The 15,293-nt window shown below is 72.0% G+C and carries 11 protein-coding genes; 5 read left to right on the forward strand and 6 right to left on the reverse strand.

Going from position 1 to position 15,293, the window contains the following annotated elements; genetic code table 11:
* Positions 1–59: 59 nt before the first annotated feature.
* Complete coding sequence (locus ACIBJG_RS01450; RefSeq protein ID WP_399302725.1) at positions 60–2,087, reverse strand: FUSC family protein; 2,028 nt, start codon at positions 2,085–2,087, stop codon at positions 60–62.
* 233 nt (positions 2,088–2,320) lie between these two features.
* Between ACIBJG_RS01450 and ACIBJG_RS01455 the strand changes: the two genes are divergently transcribed.
* On the forward strand, positions 2,321–3,553 hold the full coding sequence (locus tag ACIBJG_RS01455) for an ROK family protein (RefSeq protein ID WP_399302727.1): 1,233 nt from the start codon (positions 2,321–2,323) through the stop codon (positions 3,551–3,553).
* A 65-nt stretch (positions 3,554–3,618) separates the two neighbouring features.
* Here the strand turns inward: ACIBJG_RS01455 and ACIBJG_RS01460 are convergent, their stop codons facing one another.
* The 5 genes from ACIBJG_RS01460 to xylA all read right to left on the reverse strand — a co-directional run bounded on the left by ACIBJG_RS01460 (position 3,619) and on the right by xylA (position 9,432).
* On the reverse strand, positions 3,619–4,998 hold the full coding sequence (locus tag ACIBJG_RS01460) for a GH1 family beta-glucosidase (RefSeq protein WP_399302729.1): 1,380 nt from the start codon (positions 4,996–4,998) through the stop codon (positions 3,619–3,621).
* An 8-nt stretch (positions 4,999–5,006) separates the two neighbouring features.
* On the reverse strand, positions 5,007–5,861 hold the full coding sequence (locus tag ACIBJG_RS01465) for a carbohydrate ABC transporter permease (protein ID WP_399302731.1): 855 nt from the start codon (positions 5,859–5,861) through the stop codon (positions 5,007–5,009).
* 5 nt (positions 5,862–5,866) lie between these two features.
* Positions 5,867–6,838 (reverse strand): carbohydrate ABC transporter permease, encoded by a 972-nt coding sequence (locus ACIBJG_RS01470; protein WP_399302733.1) that lies wholly within the window; start codon positions 6,836–6,838, stop codon positions 5,867–5,869.
* A gap of 12 nt (positions 6,839–6,850) precedes the next feature.
* On the reverse strand, positions 6,851–8,089 hold the full coding sequence (locus ACIBJG_RS01475; protein ID WP_399303268.1) for an ABC transporter substrate-binding protein: 1,239 nt from the start codon (positions 8,087–8,089) through the stop codon (positions 6,851–6,853).
* Between the two features lie 173 nt (positions 8,090–8,262).
* Positions 8,263–9,432: a xylose isomerase gene (xylA, locus tag ACIBJG_RS01480; RefSeq protein WP_399302735.1), complete on the reverse strand. Its 1,170-nt coding sequence runs from the start codon at positions 9,430–9,432 to the stop codon at positions 8,263–8,265.
* A 268-nt stretch (positions 9,433–9,700) separates the two neighbouring features.
* Here xylA and xylB point away from each other — a divergent pair, with 268 nt between their 5' ends.
* From xylB to ACIBJG_RS01500, 4 genes are all read left to right on the forward strand, one after another.
* Positions 9,701–11,197 (forward strand): xylulokinase, encoded by a 1,497-nt coding sequence (gene xylB / locus ACIBJG_RS01485; RefSeq protein ID WP_399302737.1) that lies wholly within the window; start codon positions 9,701–9,703, stop codon positions 11,195–11,197.
* Positions 11,198–11,244: 47 nt separating this feature from the next.
* Positions 11,245–13,500, forward strand: coding sequence for an alpha-xylosidase (yicI, locus tag ACIBJG_RS01490; protein WP_399302739.1), 2,256 nt, complete (start codon positions 11,245–11,247; stop codon positions 13,498–13,500).
* A 108-nt stretch (positions 13,501–13,608) separates the two neighbouring features.
* Positions 13,609–14,493: an aminoglycoside phosphotransferase family protein gene (locus ACIBJG_RS01495; protein WP_399302741.1), complete on the forward strand. Its 885-nt coding sequence runs from the start codon at positions 13,609–13,611 to the stop codon at positions 14,491–14,493.
* Positions 14,494–14,635: 142 nt separating this feature from the next.
* On the forward strand, positions 14,636–15,277 hold the full coding sequence (locus ACIBJG_RS01500) for a histidine phosphatase family protein (RefSeq protein ID WP_399302743.1): 642 nt from the start codon (positions 14,636–14,638) through the stop codon (positions 15,275–15,277).
* Positions 15,278–15,293 lie beyond the last annotated feature (16 nt).

Here is a 15,293-nt window from a genome sequence, read left to right on the forward strand (position 1 = left end):
ATGATGCCACCACGGCATCTTCGCCCGCATATGCGGGTGTTGCGGGGTCCGGGGAGGGCTCAGGACCGAGGCGCCCGGCAGGGCGCCGACGGCCCCGGGAGCCCTTCCGCGGTCAGCCGGTGAATGCCGTGCAACTGGGTCATCACATCCCGCAGCGACCGGCAGTCCCGCGGACCCGGTCCCGGCGCCGGCCGCGCGGTGCGGTGGCCGTCCTCCAGGGCGTCCGCCAGCACGGACAGCGCCGTCGTCACGCGCTCCGCCTCGCCGGACGAGGGCCGCGGCACCCCGTTCTCGACCCGCAGCGCGCACGCGGTCGCCGCGTCGACGACCAGCTCGGCGGCCACCGTCACCGCCGACCAGTCGTGGCGCCGCCCGCCGAACGGGCGCGGCAGCTCGACCGCCACGGTCTCCGCCGCAGCCCGTGCCTCGGCGAGCGCCCGGTACGCGGCGCCGCGCAGCGCCAGTCCCCGTACGTCGTCCCGCTGCCGCCCCCCGGCCGGGTCCGGCGCGTCCAGCACATGGCGCAGATACCGCTCCGTGCAGCGCAGCGTGACGGCGAACCGGTGGCCGGCCCGTACCCGGGGATCGGCCACCAGCGGCAGATGGCCGACGAGCAGCACGATGACGCAGGCCAGGAACGTCTCCAGCAGCCGGGACGCGGCCGCCTCGGTGTCACCCGCGGTGTGCACGAACGACAGCACCAGCACAGTGATCACCGCGGTCTGGAACGCGAAGTGGCGGGTGGACAGCGGCACCAGCGCCCCGGCCACGACGACCGCCGACACGACGAGCGGCGCGCCGAGGCCTCCGAGCGCGGAAACGAGTGAGACGAAGGCGAGAACTCCGGCCACGGTCCCGGCGAACCGGTTCACCACGCGCGAGAACAGTGGCCCCATGTCCGGCTTCACCAGGAACGCCGCGGTGGCGGGCAGCCAGTACCAGTGGTCCTCGTGCAGCAGCAGCGCGACGGCCGCCGTGACCGAGACACAGAGCGCCACACGCAGCCCGTACTCACGTCCGGCGGGCGTGAACAGACCCGGGCCGACAGCGGAGTTCCGGCCGGCCGTGCGGGGGTGCCCGGGGCCCTGCCGCGGGTGCGCGCCGGCCGTCGTCCGGTCGAAGACCACCGCGGCCTCCAACACCGCCCGGTCGAAGGCCAGCCGCTCGACGGTGTCCGGCCGCGGGCTCGGCAACGCACCAGCCGGCCCGCCGGACCGGACCGCCGACGCCAGCCGCCGGGGGCCCGCGGCCACCGCGTCCGGGACGGGCCGGCCCTCCCACAGCAGCGCGATGCTCGCCTCGCAGAGCGCGACCCCCGCGCCGAAGCGTGCGGCGAGCACGTCATCCGCACCGCCGGACCGGCGGGGCCACGGCAGCAGGCGCATCAGCCGCAGCGCCTCGTCGGCCTGCTGCTGCGCGGCGACCAGGGCGCGCCGGGCGGCCGGTGCTTCCGGTCCGCCGAGCGCGCGCAGCGCGTCCGCGAGCGCGTCGAACACGGCGGCGACCGTCTCGCGTTCGCCGCTCCATCGCGTCGCGCCGGGCGATCGCGGGGTACGCAGCAGCAGCCGCAGGAGGACGAGCCAGCCCGCACCGGCCAGGAAGCACAGCGCCTTCAGCCACGCGGGGCCGGCCAGCGGCATCCCCATGCCGATCGTCGTGGTGACCAGCATCTGGAGGGCGGCCGCCGACCACACGGCGCCCCGGGCGCTCAGCGCCCCGGAGACCCAGCCCACCAGGAAGAGCACGGGGACCGCTGCCCATCGCCCCGTCGCGTCAGCGACCAGAGCGCCGGCCAGCAGCCCCAGCGATCCGGCCGCGGCCGGCAGCCCTATGTGGACGAGCCCCTTACGACGGGTGCCCGGCCGGTCGTTGACCCCGGCCAGCATCGCCCCGAGCGCGGCGAGGACCCCCGGGCCCGGCTGCCCGGCGGCGATCCCGGCCCCGAGCAGCGGGCCCGCACCGAGCGCGCCGCGCACCATCGCCGTACGGGGCACGGGGGCCCGGCGCAGACGGGTGACGTGGGTGAGCCAGGCGGGCGCGGTGCGCCGCGACTTCGTGCTGTGGGCTCGGACGGCCGGAACGTGCACCGCGGACCTCCTCGTTCACCGGCCGGACCACGGGGACGGGGTCCGGGGGAGGGTGGAGCGGGCAACGGCGGCCGCGTACGGCCAACGTAGCCGGGCGATGTGGCCGGGCGGCTGCGGCGGTGTTTCAGATGTGTGATCATCTGAGGCCCCTCCCCGTACCGGCACGAAACCGCAGGTCGTCCGCGGGGTGCGCGCGCGGTGGCGGACGCCGAGGGCCTACGCTCGAAGGTCTGATGACGACGATCCGTCCCACCTCGCCCGGCGCCAAGGCCGGACCCGAGTCCGTGCGCCGCAACAACCTCGGCCTCGTCCTGCGTGCCGTCCTGGAGGAGGGCGAGGTGACCCGTGCCCGGGTGGCCGCCCGGATCGGGCTGACCCGGGCCGCGGTCTCCTCGCTCGTCGAGGAACTGCAGGCACTCGACCTGCTGACCGAGTCCGGCAAGACGTTCAGCGGAAGCGCCGGACGCCCCGGCACCGTGCTGAAGGTGTCGGACACCGGCCCGGCCGGGCTCGGCGTCGAGATCAACATCGACTACGTCTCGGTGTGCGCGGTCGGGCTCACCGGCACCGACCGGGTCCGCGTCACCGAGCACATCGACAACCGGAACACCCCGCCGGCCGAGGTCCTCGCCCATGCGGCCCGACTCACCAACCGGGTCATCACCTCGACCGGCGAGCAGGGGCTGCGGGCCGTCGGCGTCGAGCTGGCACTGCCCGGACTCGTCTCCGGCGGCATGGTCCGCCAGGCACCCAACCTGGGCTGGTACCGGGTCGCGGCCGAAGGCATCTTCGGCCAGGCGCTCAGCACCCTGCGGCCGGCCGGGCGGGCGCTGGCGATCAGCTCCGACAACGAGGCCAACCTGGCGGCGCTGGCCGAACTGTGGTTCGGCGGCCTCGGCGACGCCCACTGCTTCCTCTACCTCACCGGTGAGATCGGTGTCGGCGGTGCGCTGGTGCTCCAGGGCGAACTGCTGCGCGGCGCCCATGGGTTCGCGGGGGAGGTCGGGCACGTGGTCGTCGACCCGGAGGGGCCGCTGTGCGGGTGCGGCGCCCGGGGCTGTCTCGAGCAGTACGCCGGACAGGCGGCCCTGCTGCGGGCCGCCGGCATCGACCCGGCAGCGGGGGTGCGCGGACTCGCCGAGCTGGAGAAGCGGGCGGGGTCGGGTGACCCGGACACACTGGACGTGCTGCGGGCGGCCGGTGACCGCATGGGTGTGGTCCTGGCCGGAGCGGTCAACCTCTTCGATCTGGGCACCGTCGTCCTCGGCGGCATCTACCGCGACCTGATGCCGTGGCTCGCCGACGCGGCCGAGGCGCAGCTCGCGGACCGGGTGGTGTCAGGCAGGTGGCGGAGCGACGGCTACGGGCTGCGGGCCTCCTCGCTCTCCGGCGACGCGGCACGGGGCGCGGCGGCCCGGGTGGTGCGCGGGGTCCTGGCGGACCCGGCGGCGTACGCGGCGCGCTGAGGGGCCCGGGCAAGGAACAGCCCCCGGCCGCGGCAGGGCGGACGGGGGCAGGAGCGGACCGGAGACTACTTCCGGTGCGCCGCGATCAGCTCCTGGTACCAGCGGTAGCTGTCCTTCGGCGTGCGCTCCAGGGTGTCGTAGTCGACCCGGATGATCCCGAACCGCTTCGCGTAGCCGAGCGCCCACTCGAAGTTGTCCAGCAGCGACCAGACGTAGTAGCCGCGCACGTCGACGCCCGCGTCCATTGCCGCCCGCAGAGCCGTCAGGTGCGTCTGCAGGTACGCGACGCGGTCCGCGTCGTGTACCGAGCCGTCGGCGTCCACGGTGTCGAACTCCGCCGAGCCGTTCTCCGTGATGTGCACCGGCGGCAGCGCGTCGCCGTACGTCTGCTTCAGCGCGGTCAGCAGGTCGGTGAACGACTCGGGCACGACCGGCCAGTTCATCGCCGTCTTGCGGACGCCCCGGTACTCGCCCTCGCTGTACCGGTTGTCGGTGGCGACCCGCAGCGCCGGGTCCGCCTCGCGGTGCGGGGCGGCGGCGACCACGATGGGGCGGTAGTAGTTGATGCCCAGGAAGTCCATCGGCTGGGAGATCAGCTCCAGGTCGCCCTCGCGCCGGAAGTCCTGGGCGGTGATGAGCTCGCCCCAGGTCTCCTCCTCGGTGGCCGGGTAGCGACCCGCGAGGATCGGCTCGGTCCACACGAGGTTGTGCTGGGTGTCCGCGCGGACGACCGCGGCGAGGTCGGCGTCCGACTCGGTGGCCGGGACGTTGCGGTCCAGGTTGAGCGTGATGCCCGCCTCGCGGACGCCCGCCGCGCGCAGCGCGGTCATCGCGTGGCCGTGGCCGACGAGCAGGTGGTGCGCGGCGGCCAGGGCCCCGCGTCCCTCCTTCGCGCCCGGCGCGTGACGGCCGACCGAGTAGCCGAGGAACGCGCTGCACCACGGTTCGTTCAGCGTGATCCAGCGCGGCACCCGGTCGCCCAGGTGCTCCGCCATGATCGCCGTGTACTCGCCGAAGCGCTCCGCGGTCTCCCGTACCCGCCAGCCGCCCTTGTCCTCCAGGGCCTGCGGCAGGTCCCAGTGGTAGAGGGTGGCGGCCGGCTCGATGCCCGCTTCGAGGAGCTCGTCGACCAGCCGGGAGTAGAAGTCCAGGCCCTTGGCGTTTATCGCCCCGCCGCCCTCGGGCTGGATGCGCGACCAGGCGATCGAGAAGCGGTACGAGTCCACGCCCAGGTCGCGCAGCAGCGCCACGTCCTCGGGGTAGCGGTGGTAGTGGTCGCAGGCCACGTCACCGGTGTCACCGCCGTCGGTCTTTCCGGGCGTGTGGCTGTAGGTGTCCCAGATGGACGGCCCGCGGCCGTCCTCGTCGACGGCGCCCTCGATCTGGTACGAGGCCGTGGCGGCGCCGAAGACGAAACCGGGCGGGAAGACCGGGAAGTCACTCATGGAAACCCTTACTTGACCGAGCCGCCGGTGATCCCGGCAGCGATGTACTTCTGGGACAGGACGAGCAGAACGGCTGCCGGGACCGCGGAGAGCACGGACGCGGCCATGACCGAACCCCAGTCACCGACGTGGGCGCCGATGTACTGGTAGATGCCCAGTGTGATCGGCTTGACGTCGTCCGTGGTGTTCAGGGTCAGCGCGAACATGAAGTCGCTCCATGCGTACAGGAACGAGAACAGCCCTGCCGTGATCAGGGAGTTGCGGCTCATCGGGAGCACGACCTGCACGAACGTACGGAAGCGTCCGGCGCCGTCGACCTCGGCGGCCTCGATGACCTCGCGCGGGATGGACACCATGAACGAGCGCATCAGCACGATCGCGAAGGGGATGCCCAGCGAGGCGTCCGCCAGCATCAGGCCGAAGTAGGAGTTGACCAGGCCCATGTCCACGTACGCGCTGTACAGGGCGTTCGCGATGACGATGCCCGGCACCATCTGGGTGATGAGCGTTCCGAAGACGATCGTCTTGCCGCCCCGCAGGTTGAACTGCGCCAGGCCGTACGCCGCCGGTGCGGAGATCGCCAGGCAGATCGCGACGGCGCCGAGCGCCACGGCCAGCGAGGTCAGCAGGTTGCCGCCCTGCTCGGTGAGGGCGGAGGTGAAGCCGGAGAAGTCCACGCCCGTCGGGACCGGGCCGACGTCGACCAGGCTCGCGTCCGGCTGCAGCGCGGTGTTGATCATCCAGTACAGCGGGAACAGCATCACCGCGAGGATGACGACGCCGAGGACGGTCGCTCCCCAGCGGCGCTTCGGCCGGTGGACGGCGGGAGCCGGGGCGGCGGGGATCTGGGTGGTGGTCGCCATGCCGGTCACTTCCCCTCGTTGCGGTTGACCCGCAGGTAGAACACCGCGAAGACGGCGGAGATCAGGATCAGGATGTTGCCGACCACGGCACCGGCCCCGAAGTCCATCTGGACGAAGGAGTTCTGGTACGTGAGCGTGCCGAGCGTCTGGGTGGAGTCGGCGGGCCCGCCGTCGGTGAGGGCGAGGACCAGGTCGAGGATCTTGACCGTCGACATGAAGCCGAGTACCAGCACCACGGTGATGACGGGCTTGAGCATGGGAAGGGTGACCGAGCGGAACGTACGCCAGGCGGACGCGCCGTCGAGCGAGGCGGCCTCGTTCAGCTCCTTGGGGACCTCCTGGAGGCCGCCGTAGAGGATCACCATGTTGAACGGGATGCCGATCCAGATGTTCACCAGGATCACCGAGATCAGCGCCATGCTGGTGCTCGTCAGCCACGGCGTGTCACCGGGGAGGCCGACGGTGCCCAGGAAGGAGTTGAGGACACCGGTGTCCTGGTCGAAGATGCGCCGCCACACGATGCCGGAGACGACCATCGGGACGAGCCACGGCAGCAGGATCAGCGAGCGCAGGATCCCGTTCAGCGGGAAGCGGCGGGTGAAGAAGACGGCGAGGGCCAGGCCGATGCAGAACTGGCCGACGAGCGATCCGACCGTGAAGAGGATCGTCTGCCACAGGGCCTTGCCGAACAGCCCGTCGTTGAAGACGTTGCTCCAGTTGTCGAAGCCGTTGAACGGCGCGTCGCCGGTGAAGAACGTGGACGGCGAGTAGTCCTGGAAGCTCATCACGATGTTGCGGACGAGCGGGTAGCCGAAGAACAGCGCCATGAAGACCACGGCGGGGGCGATGAACCCCCACTGGGCGAGCGTCCTGCGCCGCTTGGCACTCCGCGGGTTCACGGGCTTCTTGACCGCGCCGGCCGCGGGGGCCTTCGGGTCGGCCGGCGGCGCGGCGGCCGAGGCTGTGGTGGATGACATGGTTCGTATACCTCAGTTCCCGCTCGTGACCTGCTGCTGGGCACGCTTCAGAGCGGCCTCGCTGGACTCACCGGTGAGCGCGGACTGGAAGGCGCTCTGCAGGGCCAGCGACACGGACGACCACTGCGCGCCGAGCTTCGCGGTACGCGAACGGGCCGTGGCGACCTGGTCGGCGAGGGCGGCCAGCTCCGGGGTCTTCGCGCGCCACTTGGCTGCGGCCTTCTCGTTGGCCGGGACCATCCAGCTGTTGATCGCGTAGGTGATCTCTTCCTGCTCGCCCGACATGCAGCCGATGATGCGGGCGGACATCTTCTCCCGCGCCTCGTCACCGGTGTTGGGGACGGTCAGGATTCCCCCGCCCAGCGGGCCCACCGAGTCGTCGCCCGCCTTCGGGACGGGGATCTGGGCGATGCCCCAGTTCAGCCCTTTCTTGGCGTTGAGGCTCTCGACCTGCCACGGGCCGTTGATCATCATGGCCGCGTTGCCGGCCATGAACTGGTCGTTCACATCGGCCTGGGTCCAGTTGACCGTCGACTTGGACAGCGAGCCGTCCTTGAGGAGGGCCTTCCAGTAGTCCAGCGCCCCGGCGACCTGCGGGCTGTCGAGCTTCGTCTCGTCGCCGCCGTTGGACCACATGAACGGGGCGAACTGGAAGACGCCGTCCTCCGCGCCGCCCGCGCTGAGCGCGAGACCGTACCGCTTGCCCTGGGTGAGCTTCTTAGCGGTCGCCTGCATCTCGGCCCAGGTGGTGGGCACCTCCAGGCCGGCCTTGGCGAGGGTGTCCTTGTTGTAGAACAGCGCCAGCGTGTTCACGGTGCGCGCCGCCCCGTAGTACTTCCCGTCGTACGAGCCGAAGTTGACGATCCCCTCGGGGATGTCCTTCGTCGTCAGACCGAGGTCTTTCAGCGGGATCAGCCCGCCCGCCTCGGCGAACGTCGGCATCTCCGAGGCGTCCAGCTGGAGCACGTCCGGCAGCGACTTCGAGGACGCCATCCGCAGGGCCTTCGTCATGACCTGCGCGGCCGGGACGCTCTGCTGCTCGATCTTCACCCCGAGCGTCTTGCTGCACCGGGCCAGCGTCTGGGCGTCCCAGCGGTGGTAGGACTCGTCGGTCGACGAGTTCATGACGGTGTACACGTCCGGGTCGGCCTGCTGCCCGCAGCCGGACAGGACGACTCCGCCGACCAACGCGGAGACGACGGTGAGCGGGACGATGACCCGCCGGTGATGACGGCGGCGCGGCTGGCGCATGCCGTCCGGAGAAGGTGCAGTCACGATGGTGCCCTTGCGTGAAGAGGGGTGCCGGCCCGAGGGGACCACTGTGTCCCGGCGGGGTGGATCCACCAGCCCGTGCACAGGTCCGGCAGTCCCGTGCCCGGGGAAACGGGGGTGTCCGACGGCGCTCCGCCGGACACCCCGGGGTGTCAGCTGACGCCGAGCAGGTGCTCCATGGCGAGCTGGTCGAGGGCCTCGAAGGCCATCGAGCGCTGGGCGGCGCCGTCCACGTCGAAGTCCTCGTACGCGGAACGGTCCGCGAGCAGGGCCTTGACGCCGTCGGCGGCGGTCGGCTGCGCCAGTTCGTCCAGACGGGAGGCGGCCAGCGCCTCCTGGACGGCCGGGTCGGCGCGGAACGCCAGCGCGCGCTCCTTGAGGATCAGGTAGTTGCGCATGCAGTTCTTCGCGGACTCCCACACCCCGTCGATGCCGTCGGTGCGCACCGGCTTGAAGTCGAAGTGCAGCGGGCCCGCATAGTCCGAGCTCTCCAGCAGGTCGACGAGCCAGAAGGCCTGGCGCAGGTCACCGGCGCCGAAGCGGAGGTCCTGGTCGTACTTGATGCCGGACTGGCCGTTGAGGTCGATGTGGAAGAGCTTGCCCGCCCACAGGGCCTGCGCGATGCCGTGCGCGAAGTTCAGCCCGGCCATCTGCTCGTGGCCGACCTCGGGGTTCACGCCGTACATCTCCGGGCGCTCCAGGCGCTCGATGAAGGCCAGGGCGTGGCCGACGGTGGGGAGCAGGATGTCGCCGCGCGGCTCGTTCGGCTTGGGCTCGATCGCGAACTTCAGGTCGTAGCCCTGGTCGACGACGTAGTCACCGAGGAGGTCGAACGCTTCCTTCATCCGGTCCAGCGCGTCCCGCACGTCCTTGGCGCCACCCGACTCGGCGCCCTCGCGGCCGCCCCAGGCGACATACGTCTCGGCGCCCAGCTCGACGGCGAGGTCGATGTTGCGGATGACCTTGCGCAGCGCGAAGCGGCGGACGTCGCGGTCGTTGGAGGTGAAGCCGCCGTCCTTGAAGACGGGGTGCGTGAAGAGGTTGGTGGTGGCCATGGGGACCTTGAGACCGGTGTGGTCCAGGGCGGCCTTGAAACGCGTGATGATCGCGGCGCGCTCGCTGTCCGAGGACCCGAACGGAATCAGGTCGTCGTCGTGGAACGTCACGCCGTGCGCGCCGAGTTCCGCGAGGCGCTCGACGGACTCGACCGGGTCCAGGGCGGGGCGGGTGGCGTCACCGAAGGGGTCGTTGCCTCGCCAGCCGACGGTCCAGAGCCCGAAGGTGAACCGGTCGGCGGGGGTGGGGGTGAAGCGATTCGACATTCTGCTGCCTCTTGTCGACATGGCCCGGGCGGCTGCTCTGCCGTCCGACCGATTTGTTTGCTGGCAGTACTAATACGGCATCTCGGCGTTTGTTTCTAGACCATCCCAGTGACACTCCCGTCACATAGGGGCAACACGGCAGTGTGCTGGGGGTCTTGCGGCCCATGCGGGGCGGGGTGTGAGCACCCTCGGGTGCTGTCGAAGCGCTTCGAAGAATTATTTGTTTTGTGTACGATCAAAATCGGGACCCACAGGAACGAGGTACGACATGCCGTCGCGACCAGCCCAGAATCCGGACGCCGCACCGGTATCGGCCGTCATCGGCGTGGACAGCTCCACCCAGTCCACCAAGGCGGCCGTCGTCGACACCGCCACCGGCCGGCTCCTCGCCGTGGGCCGCGCCCCGCACACCGTGACCGGCCAGGGCGGCGCCCGCGAGAGCGACCCGGAACAGTGGTGGCAGGCCCTGTGCGCGGCCGTCGCCGCCGCCCTCGCCGAATCCGGGCTGGACCCGGCCGCCGTCACCGGGATCGCCGTGGCCGGCCAGCAGCACGGGCTCGTCACCCTGGACGCCGAGGGCCGCCCGCTGCGCCCCGCGATCCTGTGGAACGACACCCGCTCGGCCCCGCAGGCCGCCGCCCTCACCGCCGCACTCGGCCGGGACGCCTGGCTGGACCGCACCGGAACGGTGCCCGTCGCCTCGATGACCGCCGCCAAGTGGATGTGGCTGCGCGAGAACGAACCGTCCACCGCCGCCAGGGCCGCCGCCGTCCGCCTCCCGCACGACTTCCTCACCGAACGGCTGTGCGGCGCCGCCGTCACCGATCCCGGCGACGCGTCCGGCACCTGCTGGTACGACCCCGCCACCCAGGGTTACGACCCCGAGCTGCTCGCCCTCACCGGCATCCGCGCGGACATGCTGTCCACGGTCGCCGCCACCGGGGCCACCCCCGCCGGACACCTCACCACCGAGGCCGCCCGCGCCCTCGGCCTGCCCGCCGACATCCCCGTCGCCGCCGGCACTGGCGACAACATGGCCGCCGCGGTGGGCCTCGGCCTGGGCGCCGAAGGGCTCCTGGACCACCCGGTCGTCAGCCTGGGCACCTCGGGCACCGTCTTCGCCGCCACCCGCAACCGCCCGCACTCCGCCCTGCTCGCCGGCTTCGCCGCCACCGACGGCACCCGCCTCCCGCTGGGCTGCACCCTGAACTGCACCCTCGCCGTGGACAAGGTCGCCGAGCTGCTCGGCCTGGACCGTGAGGACGCCGTACCCGGCGGCGAGGCCGTGCTGCTGCCCTTCCTGGACGGCGAGCGCACCCCGGACCTCCCGGCCGCCTCCGGCCTCCTGCACGGGCTGCGGCACGACACGACCCGGCAGCAGATCCTCGGCGCCGCCTACGAGGGCGCGGTCGTCGCCGTCCTGCGTGCCCTGGACGAGCTGCCGCTCGACGCGCCCGACGCGCCGCTGCGGCTGATCGGCGGGGGAGCGCGGGGCACGATGTGGGTGGAGACCGTACGCCGGCTGTCCGGCCGTGCGGTGATCCTCCCGGACTCCGGCGAGCTGGTCGCCCTGGGCGCGGCCGCTCTCGCCGCGGGCGCCGCCACCGGGCGCGACCCGGTGGCCCTGGCGACGGAGTGGGGCACCGGCGCGGGCCGCGAACTGCCCGCCGTGGCCCGGGACACGGCCACCTGGGACCGGGTGACCTCGGTCCTCGACCGGGCCGCGCCCGCACTCCTGACGCGCACTCCTGACGAAGCACCCTGACGACGCACCCCGAACACCCCTGTACCACCGGCTAAGGAAGACCCCCCATGAAGTTCACCGACGGCTTCTGGCAGATGCGAGACGGTGTGGACGCCTCGTACGCCACCGAAATCCGCGACCTGCGCCTCGACGCCGACCGCCTCACCGCCCACGCCGCCGTCAAGCGCGTGACGCGGCGCGGGGACACGCTCAACGCCCCCCTGATCACGGTGGAGGCGTACGCCGCCGCCGAAGGCGTCATCGGCGTCCGCGTCACCCACCTCGCGGGCAAGCGCCGCCCCGGCCCCGAGTTCGGCCTGCCCGGCGCCACCGGTGACGCCAAGGCCACCACCCGTGACGACGGCCCCACCGCCGAGCTCACCAGCGGACCGCTCACCCTCAGGCTCCCCACCGAGGGCGGCTTCGGCCTGGAGTTCCTGGACGCGGACGGCCGGCTCCTGACCACCGCCGGTCGCAAGGGCACCGCCTTCGCCACGGTCCAGGACGGCGGGCACCACATGTTCGCCCAGCTCGCCCTCGGCGTCGGCGAGACGATCCACGGCCTCGGCGAGCGGTTCACCCCGTACGTCAAGAACGGCCAGGTCGTCGACATGTGGCAGGCCGACGGCGGCACCAGCAGCGAACAGGCGTACAAGAACGTCCCGTTCTACCTCTCCTCGCGCGGCTACGGTGTCTTCGTCAACCACCCCGGCAAGGTCTCCTTCGAGGTCGGCTCCGAGGCCGTCGGCCAGGTGCAGTTCAGTGTCGAGGACCAGACGATGGAGTACTTCGTCGTCGCGGGCCCCACGCCCAAGGACGTCCTCACCCGCTACACCGCGCTCACCGGCCGTCCGGCCCTGCCGCCGGCCTGGTCGTTCGGCCTCTGGCTGACCACCTCGTTCACCACCGACTACGACGAGGCGACCGTCACCTCGTTCGTGGACGGCATGGCCGAGCGCGGCATCCCGCTCTCCGTCTTCCACTTCGACTGCTTCTGGATGCGCGAGTACCAGTGGTGCGACTTCGAATGGGACCCGGACACCTTCCCCGACCCGGTCGGCATGCTCGCCCGGCTCAAGGCGAAGGGCCTGAAGATCTGCGTCTGGATCAACCCGTACATCGCGCAGAAGAGCGCCCTGTACGCGGAGGGCGCGGAGAAGGGCTACTTCGTCCTCACCCCCGAGGGCGACGTCTGGCAGTGGGACAAGTGGCAGGCCGGCATGGCGCTGGTCGACTTCACCAACCCCGAGGCCACCGCCTGGTTCCAGTCCAAGCTGAAGCCCCTCCTCGACCAGGGCGTCGACGGCTTCAAGACGGACTTCGGCGAGCGCATCCCCACCGACGTCGTCTGGCACGACGGCTCCGACCCGGAGCGGATGCACAACTACTACACGCACCTGTTCAACAAGTCGGTCTTCGAGCTCCTGGAGAAGGAGCGCGGCCAGGGCGAGGCGGTCCTCTTCGCCCGCTCCGCCACCGCCGGCGGCCAGCAGTTCCCGGTCCACTGGGGCGGCGACTGCTGGTCCTCCTTCGAGGCGATGGCCGAGTCCCTGCGCGGCGGACTCTCCCTGTCCCTCTCCGGCTTCGGCTTCTGGAGCCATGACATCGGCGGCTTCGAAGGCACCCCCGACCCCGCCGTCTTCAAGCGCTGGCTCGCCTTCGGCCTGCTCTCCTCGCACAGCCGCCTGCACGGCTCCTCGTCCTACCGGGTGCCGTGGGAGTTCGGCGACGAGGCGGTCGCGGTCGCCAAGCAGTTCACCGAGCTGAAGCACCGCCTCATGCCGTACCTGTACGGTGCCGCCGCCGAGGCCCACCGCACCGGCGTCCCCACCATGCGCCCGATGCTGCTGGAGTTCCCCGACGACCCGGCCACCCGCACGGTGGACCGCCAGTACCTGCTGGGCCCGGACCTCCTGGTGGCGCCGGTCTTCAGCGAGGACGGCCGGGTCGAGTACTACGTCCCCGAGGGCACCTGGACGCACTTCCTGACCGGCGAGACCGTCACCGGCCCGGCCTGGCACCGGGACACCTACGGCTTCGACAGCCTCCCGCTCCTGGTCCGCCCCGGCGCGGTCCTGCCGCTCGGCGCGGACGCCTCCCGCCCCGACAGCGACTGGACGCAGAACCTCGAACTGCGCGTGTACGCCCCCGAGGGCCTCGGCGACTTCACCCGCACGGTGACGGTCCCCGACCTCACGGGCGCCCCCGCCGCCACGTACGAACTGGTCCGCGAGGGCGGCACGCTCCGCGTCACGGCGGACACGGACCGGCCGTACGAGGTCGTGGTCGTCGGCGACGCGGCTCTGGAGGTCGTCAAGGGCTGATCCCGTTCCCGTCCGGGGCACGGCCCCGGACGGGAAAGTGGTTGACCCGGCTGCCGCCGCCGAGGTCGTATGGCGGGCGACCGAGGATCACCCTCCAGGACGGTAGTGATGCACGCTGACGAGCCCGCAACCGACGCCGCGCTGGTGCACCGGCTGATCGCCGCGCAGTTCCCCCGGTGGGCCGGCCTCCCCGCCACCCGCGTCGGCACTGCTGGGACAGCCAACGCGATGTACCGGCTCGGCGAGGACCTCGTGGTCCGGCTTCCTCGCACAGCGGGCTCGGCCGACGACACCGCGAAGGAACATCGCTGGCTGCCGCGCCTGGCCCCCGCGCTCCCGGTCGCCGTTCCCGTACCGCTGGGCGCAGGCGTGCCCGGCTACGGCTACCCCTACCCCTGGTCCGTCTACGGCTGGCTCGACGGGAAGTGCCCGACGGCCGGCGACACCACCGAAGCCGCCCCGCTCGCCCGGGACCTGGCCGAGTTCGTCACCGCACTCCACCGTATCGACCCCGCCGACGGGCCATCCTCCTACCGCAGCGAACCCCTGACCGCCCGGGACCGCGAAGTCCGCAAGGCCCTCGCGGACCTGACCACCGAGATCGACGTCGCGGCGGTCGCCGACGTCTGGGAGACGGCCCTGCGCGCACCCGCACCGACCGGGCCTCCCGTCTGGATCCACGCGGACCTGCAACCCGGCAACATGCTCACGGCCGACCGACGGCTCACCGCCGTCATCGACTTCGGCTGCCTCGGCCTGGGCGACGCCGCTGTCGACCTGATCGCGGCCTGGTACGTGCTGCCCGCCGGGGCGCGCGACACCTTCCGCGCCGCGGCGGAGGCGGACGACGCCGCCTGGGCACGGGGCATCGGGTGGGCGCTGTCGATCGCGCTGATGGAGCTCCAGCACTACCGGGAGACCAACGCGTTCATGGCCGACACCGCACGGCACGTCATCGCGGAGATCCTCGCCGGTCGCCGCCGGCCCGCATAGCCGCATCTGATCACTCCCGGGCGCGCCCGCCCGCCTCGCCACGGGCGGAATGCGATCGTGGACCAGCGGGTTCACACCCTCGACAGCACGTGAGCGGCACCCGCCACGTGAGCGGTAACGGCACTGAGAGCGGATGGCCTCCATGGGCGAGTTGATCCTGATCCGGCACGGTGAGACCGAGTGGTCCCGCAACGGACAGCACACGAGCCACACCGACCTGCCCCTGACGCCGCTCGGCGAACGCCAGGCCCGCGCCCTCGCGCCCCTGCTCGCCGACCGGCACATCGCCCTCACCCTGGTCAGCCCTTCGGTACGGGCCCGGCGCACCGCCGAGCTCGCAGGGCTGGCCGCGCCCCGCATCACCCCCGAGCTGCGCGAGTGGGACTACGGCGGCTACGAGGGCATCACCACCCACGACATCCACCTCACCCGACCCGACTGGAACCTCTGGACCGACGGCGTCACGGCCGGTCCCGAGGCGCACCCCGGTGAGACCCCCGCAGGGGTGGGCGAACGGGCCGACCGGATCCTGGCCGAGGTCAGGGAGGCCGCCGAACGGGCCGGCGACGAGGACATCGCCCTCGTCGCCCACTCCCACTTCCTCCGTGTCCTGACGGCCCGCTACCTCGGCCTGACCCCGGCCGAGGGCACGCTGTTCCAGCTCGCCACGGGAGCCGTGTCCCGGCTCGGCACGGAGCACGGCCAGCCGGTGATCACAGCGTGGAACGTGACGCTGCCGGAGAGCCTGTTCCCCGCCGCCGTCCCGGACACCCCGCAGCTCTGAAGGACACGGCTGCCCG

Source organism: Streptomyces sp. NPDC050422 (assembly GCF_044458665.1).
Taxonomy (GTDB): domain Bacteria; phylum Actinomycetota; class Actinomycetes; order Streptomycetales; family Streptomycetaceae; genus Streptomyces.

Excerpts from the sequence above, each read along its gene's own strand:
- ACIBJG_RS01455 (WP_399302727.1), top strand. The coding sequence starts at position 2,321 with ATGACGACGATCCGTCCCACCTCGCCCGGCGCCAAGGCCGGACCCGAG.
- ACIBJG_RS01460 (WP_399302729.1), bottom strand. The coding sequence starts at position 4,998 with ATGAGTGACTTCCCGGTCTTCCCGCCCGGTTTCGTCTTCGGCGCCGCC.
- ACIBJG_RS01465 (WP_399302731.1), bottom strand. The coding sequence starts at position 5,861 with ATGGCGACCACCACCCAGATCCCCGCCGCCCCGGCTCCCGCCGTCCAC.
- ACIBJG_RS01470 (WP_399302733.1), bottom strand. The coding sequence starts at position 6,838 with ATGTCATCCACCACAGCCTCGGCCGCCGCGCCGCCGGCCGACCCGAAG.
- ACIBJG_RS01475 (WP_399303268.1), bottom strand. The coding sequence starts at position 8,089 with ATGCGCCAGCCGCGCCGCCGTCATCACCGGCGGGTCATCGTCCCGCTC.
- xylA (WP_399302735.1), bottom strand. The coding sequence starts at position 9,432 with ATGTCGAATCGCTTCACCCCCACCCCCGCCGACCGGTTCACCTTCGGG.
- xylB (WP_399302737.1), top strand. The coding sequence starts at position 9,701 with ATGCCGTCGCGACCAGCCCAGAATCCGGACGCCGCACCGGTATCGGCC.
- yicI (WP_399302739.1), top strand. The coding sequence starts at position 11,245 with ATGAAGTTCACCGACGGCTTCTGGCAGATGCGAGACGGTGTGGACGCC.
- ACIBJG_RS01495 (WP_399302741.1), top strand. The coding sequence starts at position 13,609 with ATGCACGCTGACGAGCCCGCAACCGACGCCGCGCTGGTGCACCGGCTG.
- ACIBJG_RS01500 (WP_399302743.1), top strand. The coding sequence starts at position 14,636 with ATGGGCGAGTTGATCCTGATCCGGCACGGTGAGACCGAGTGGTCCCGC.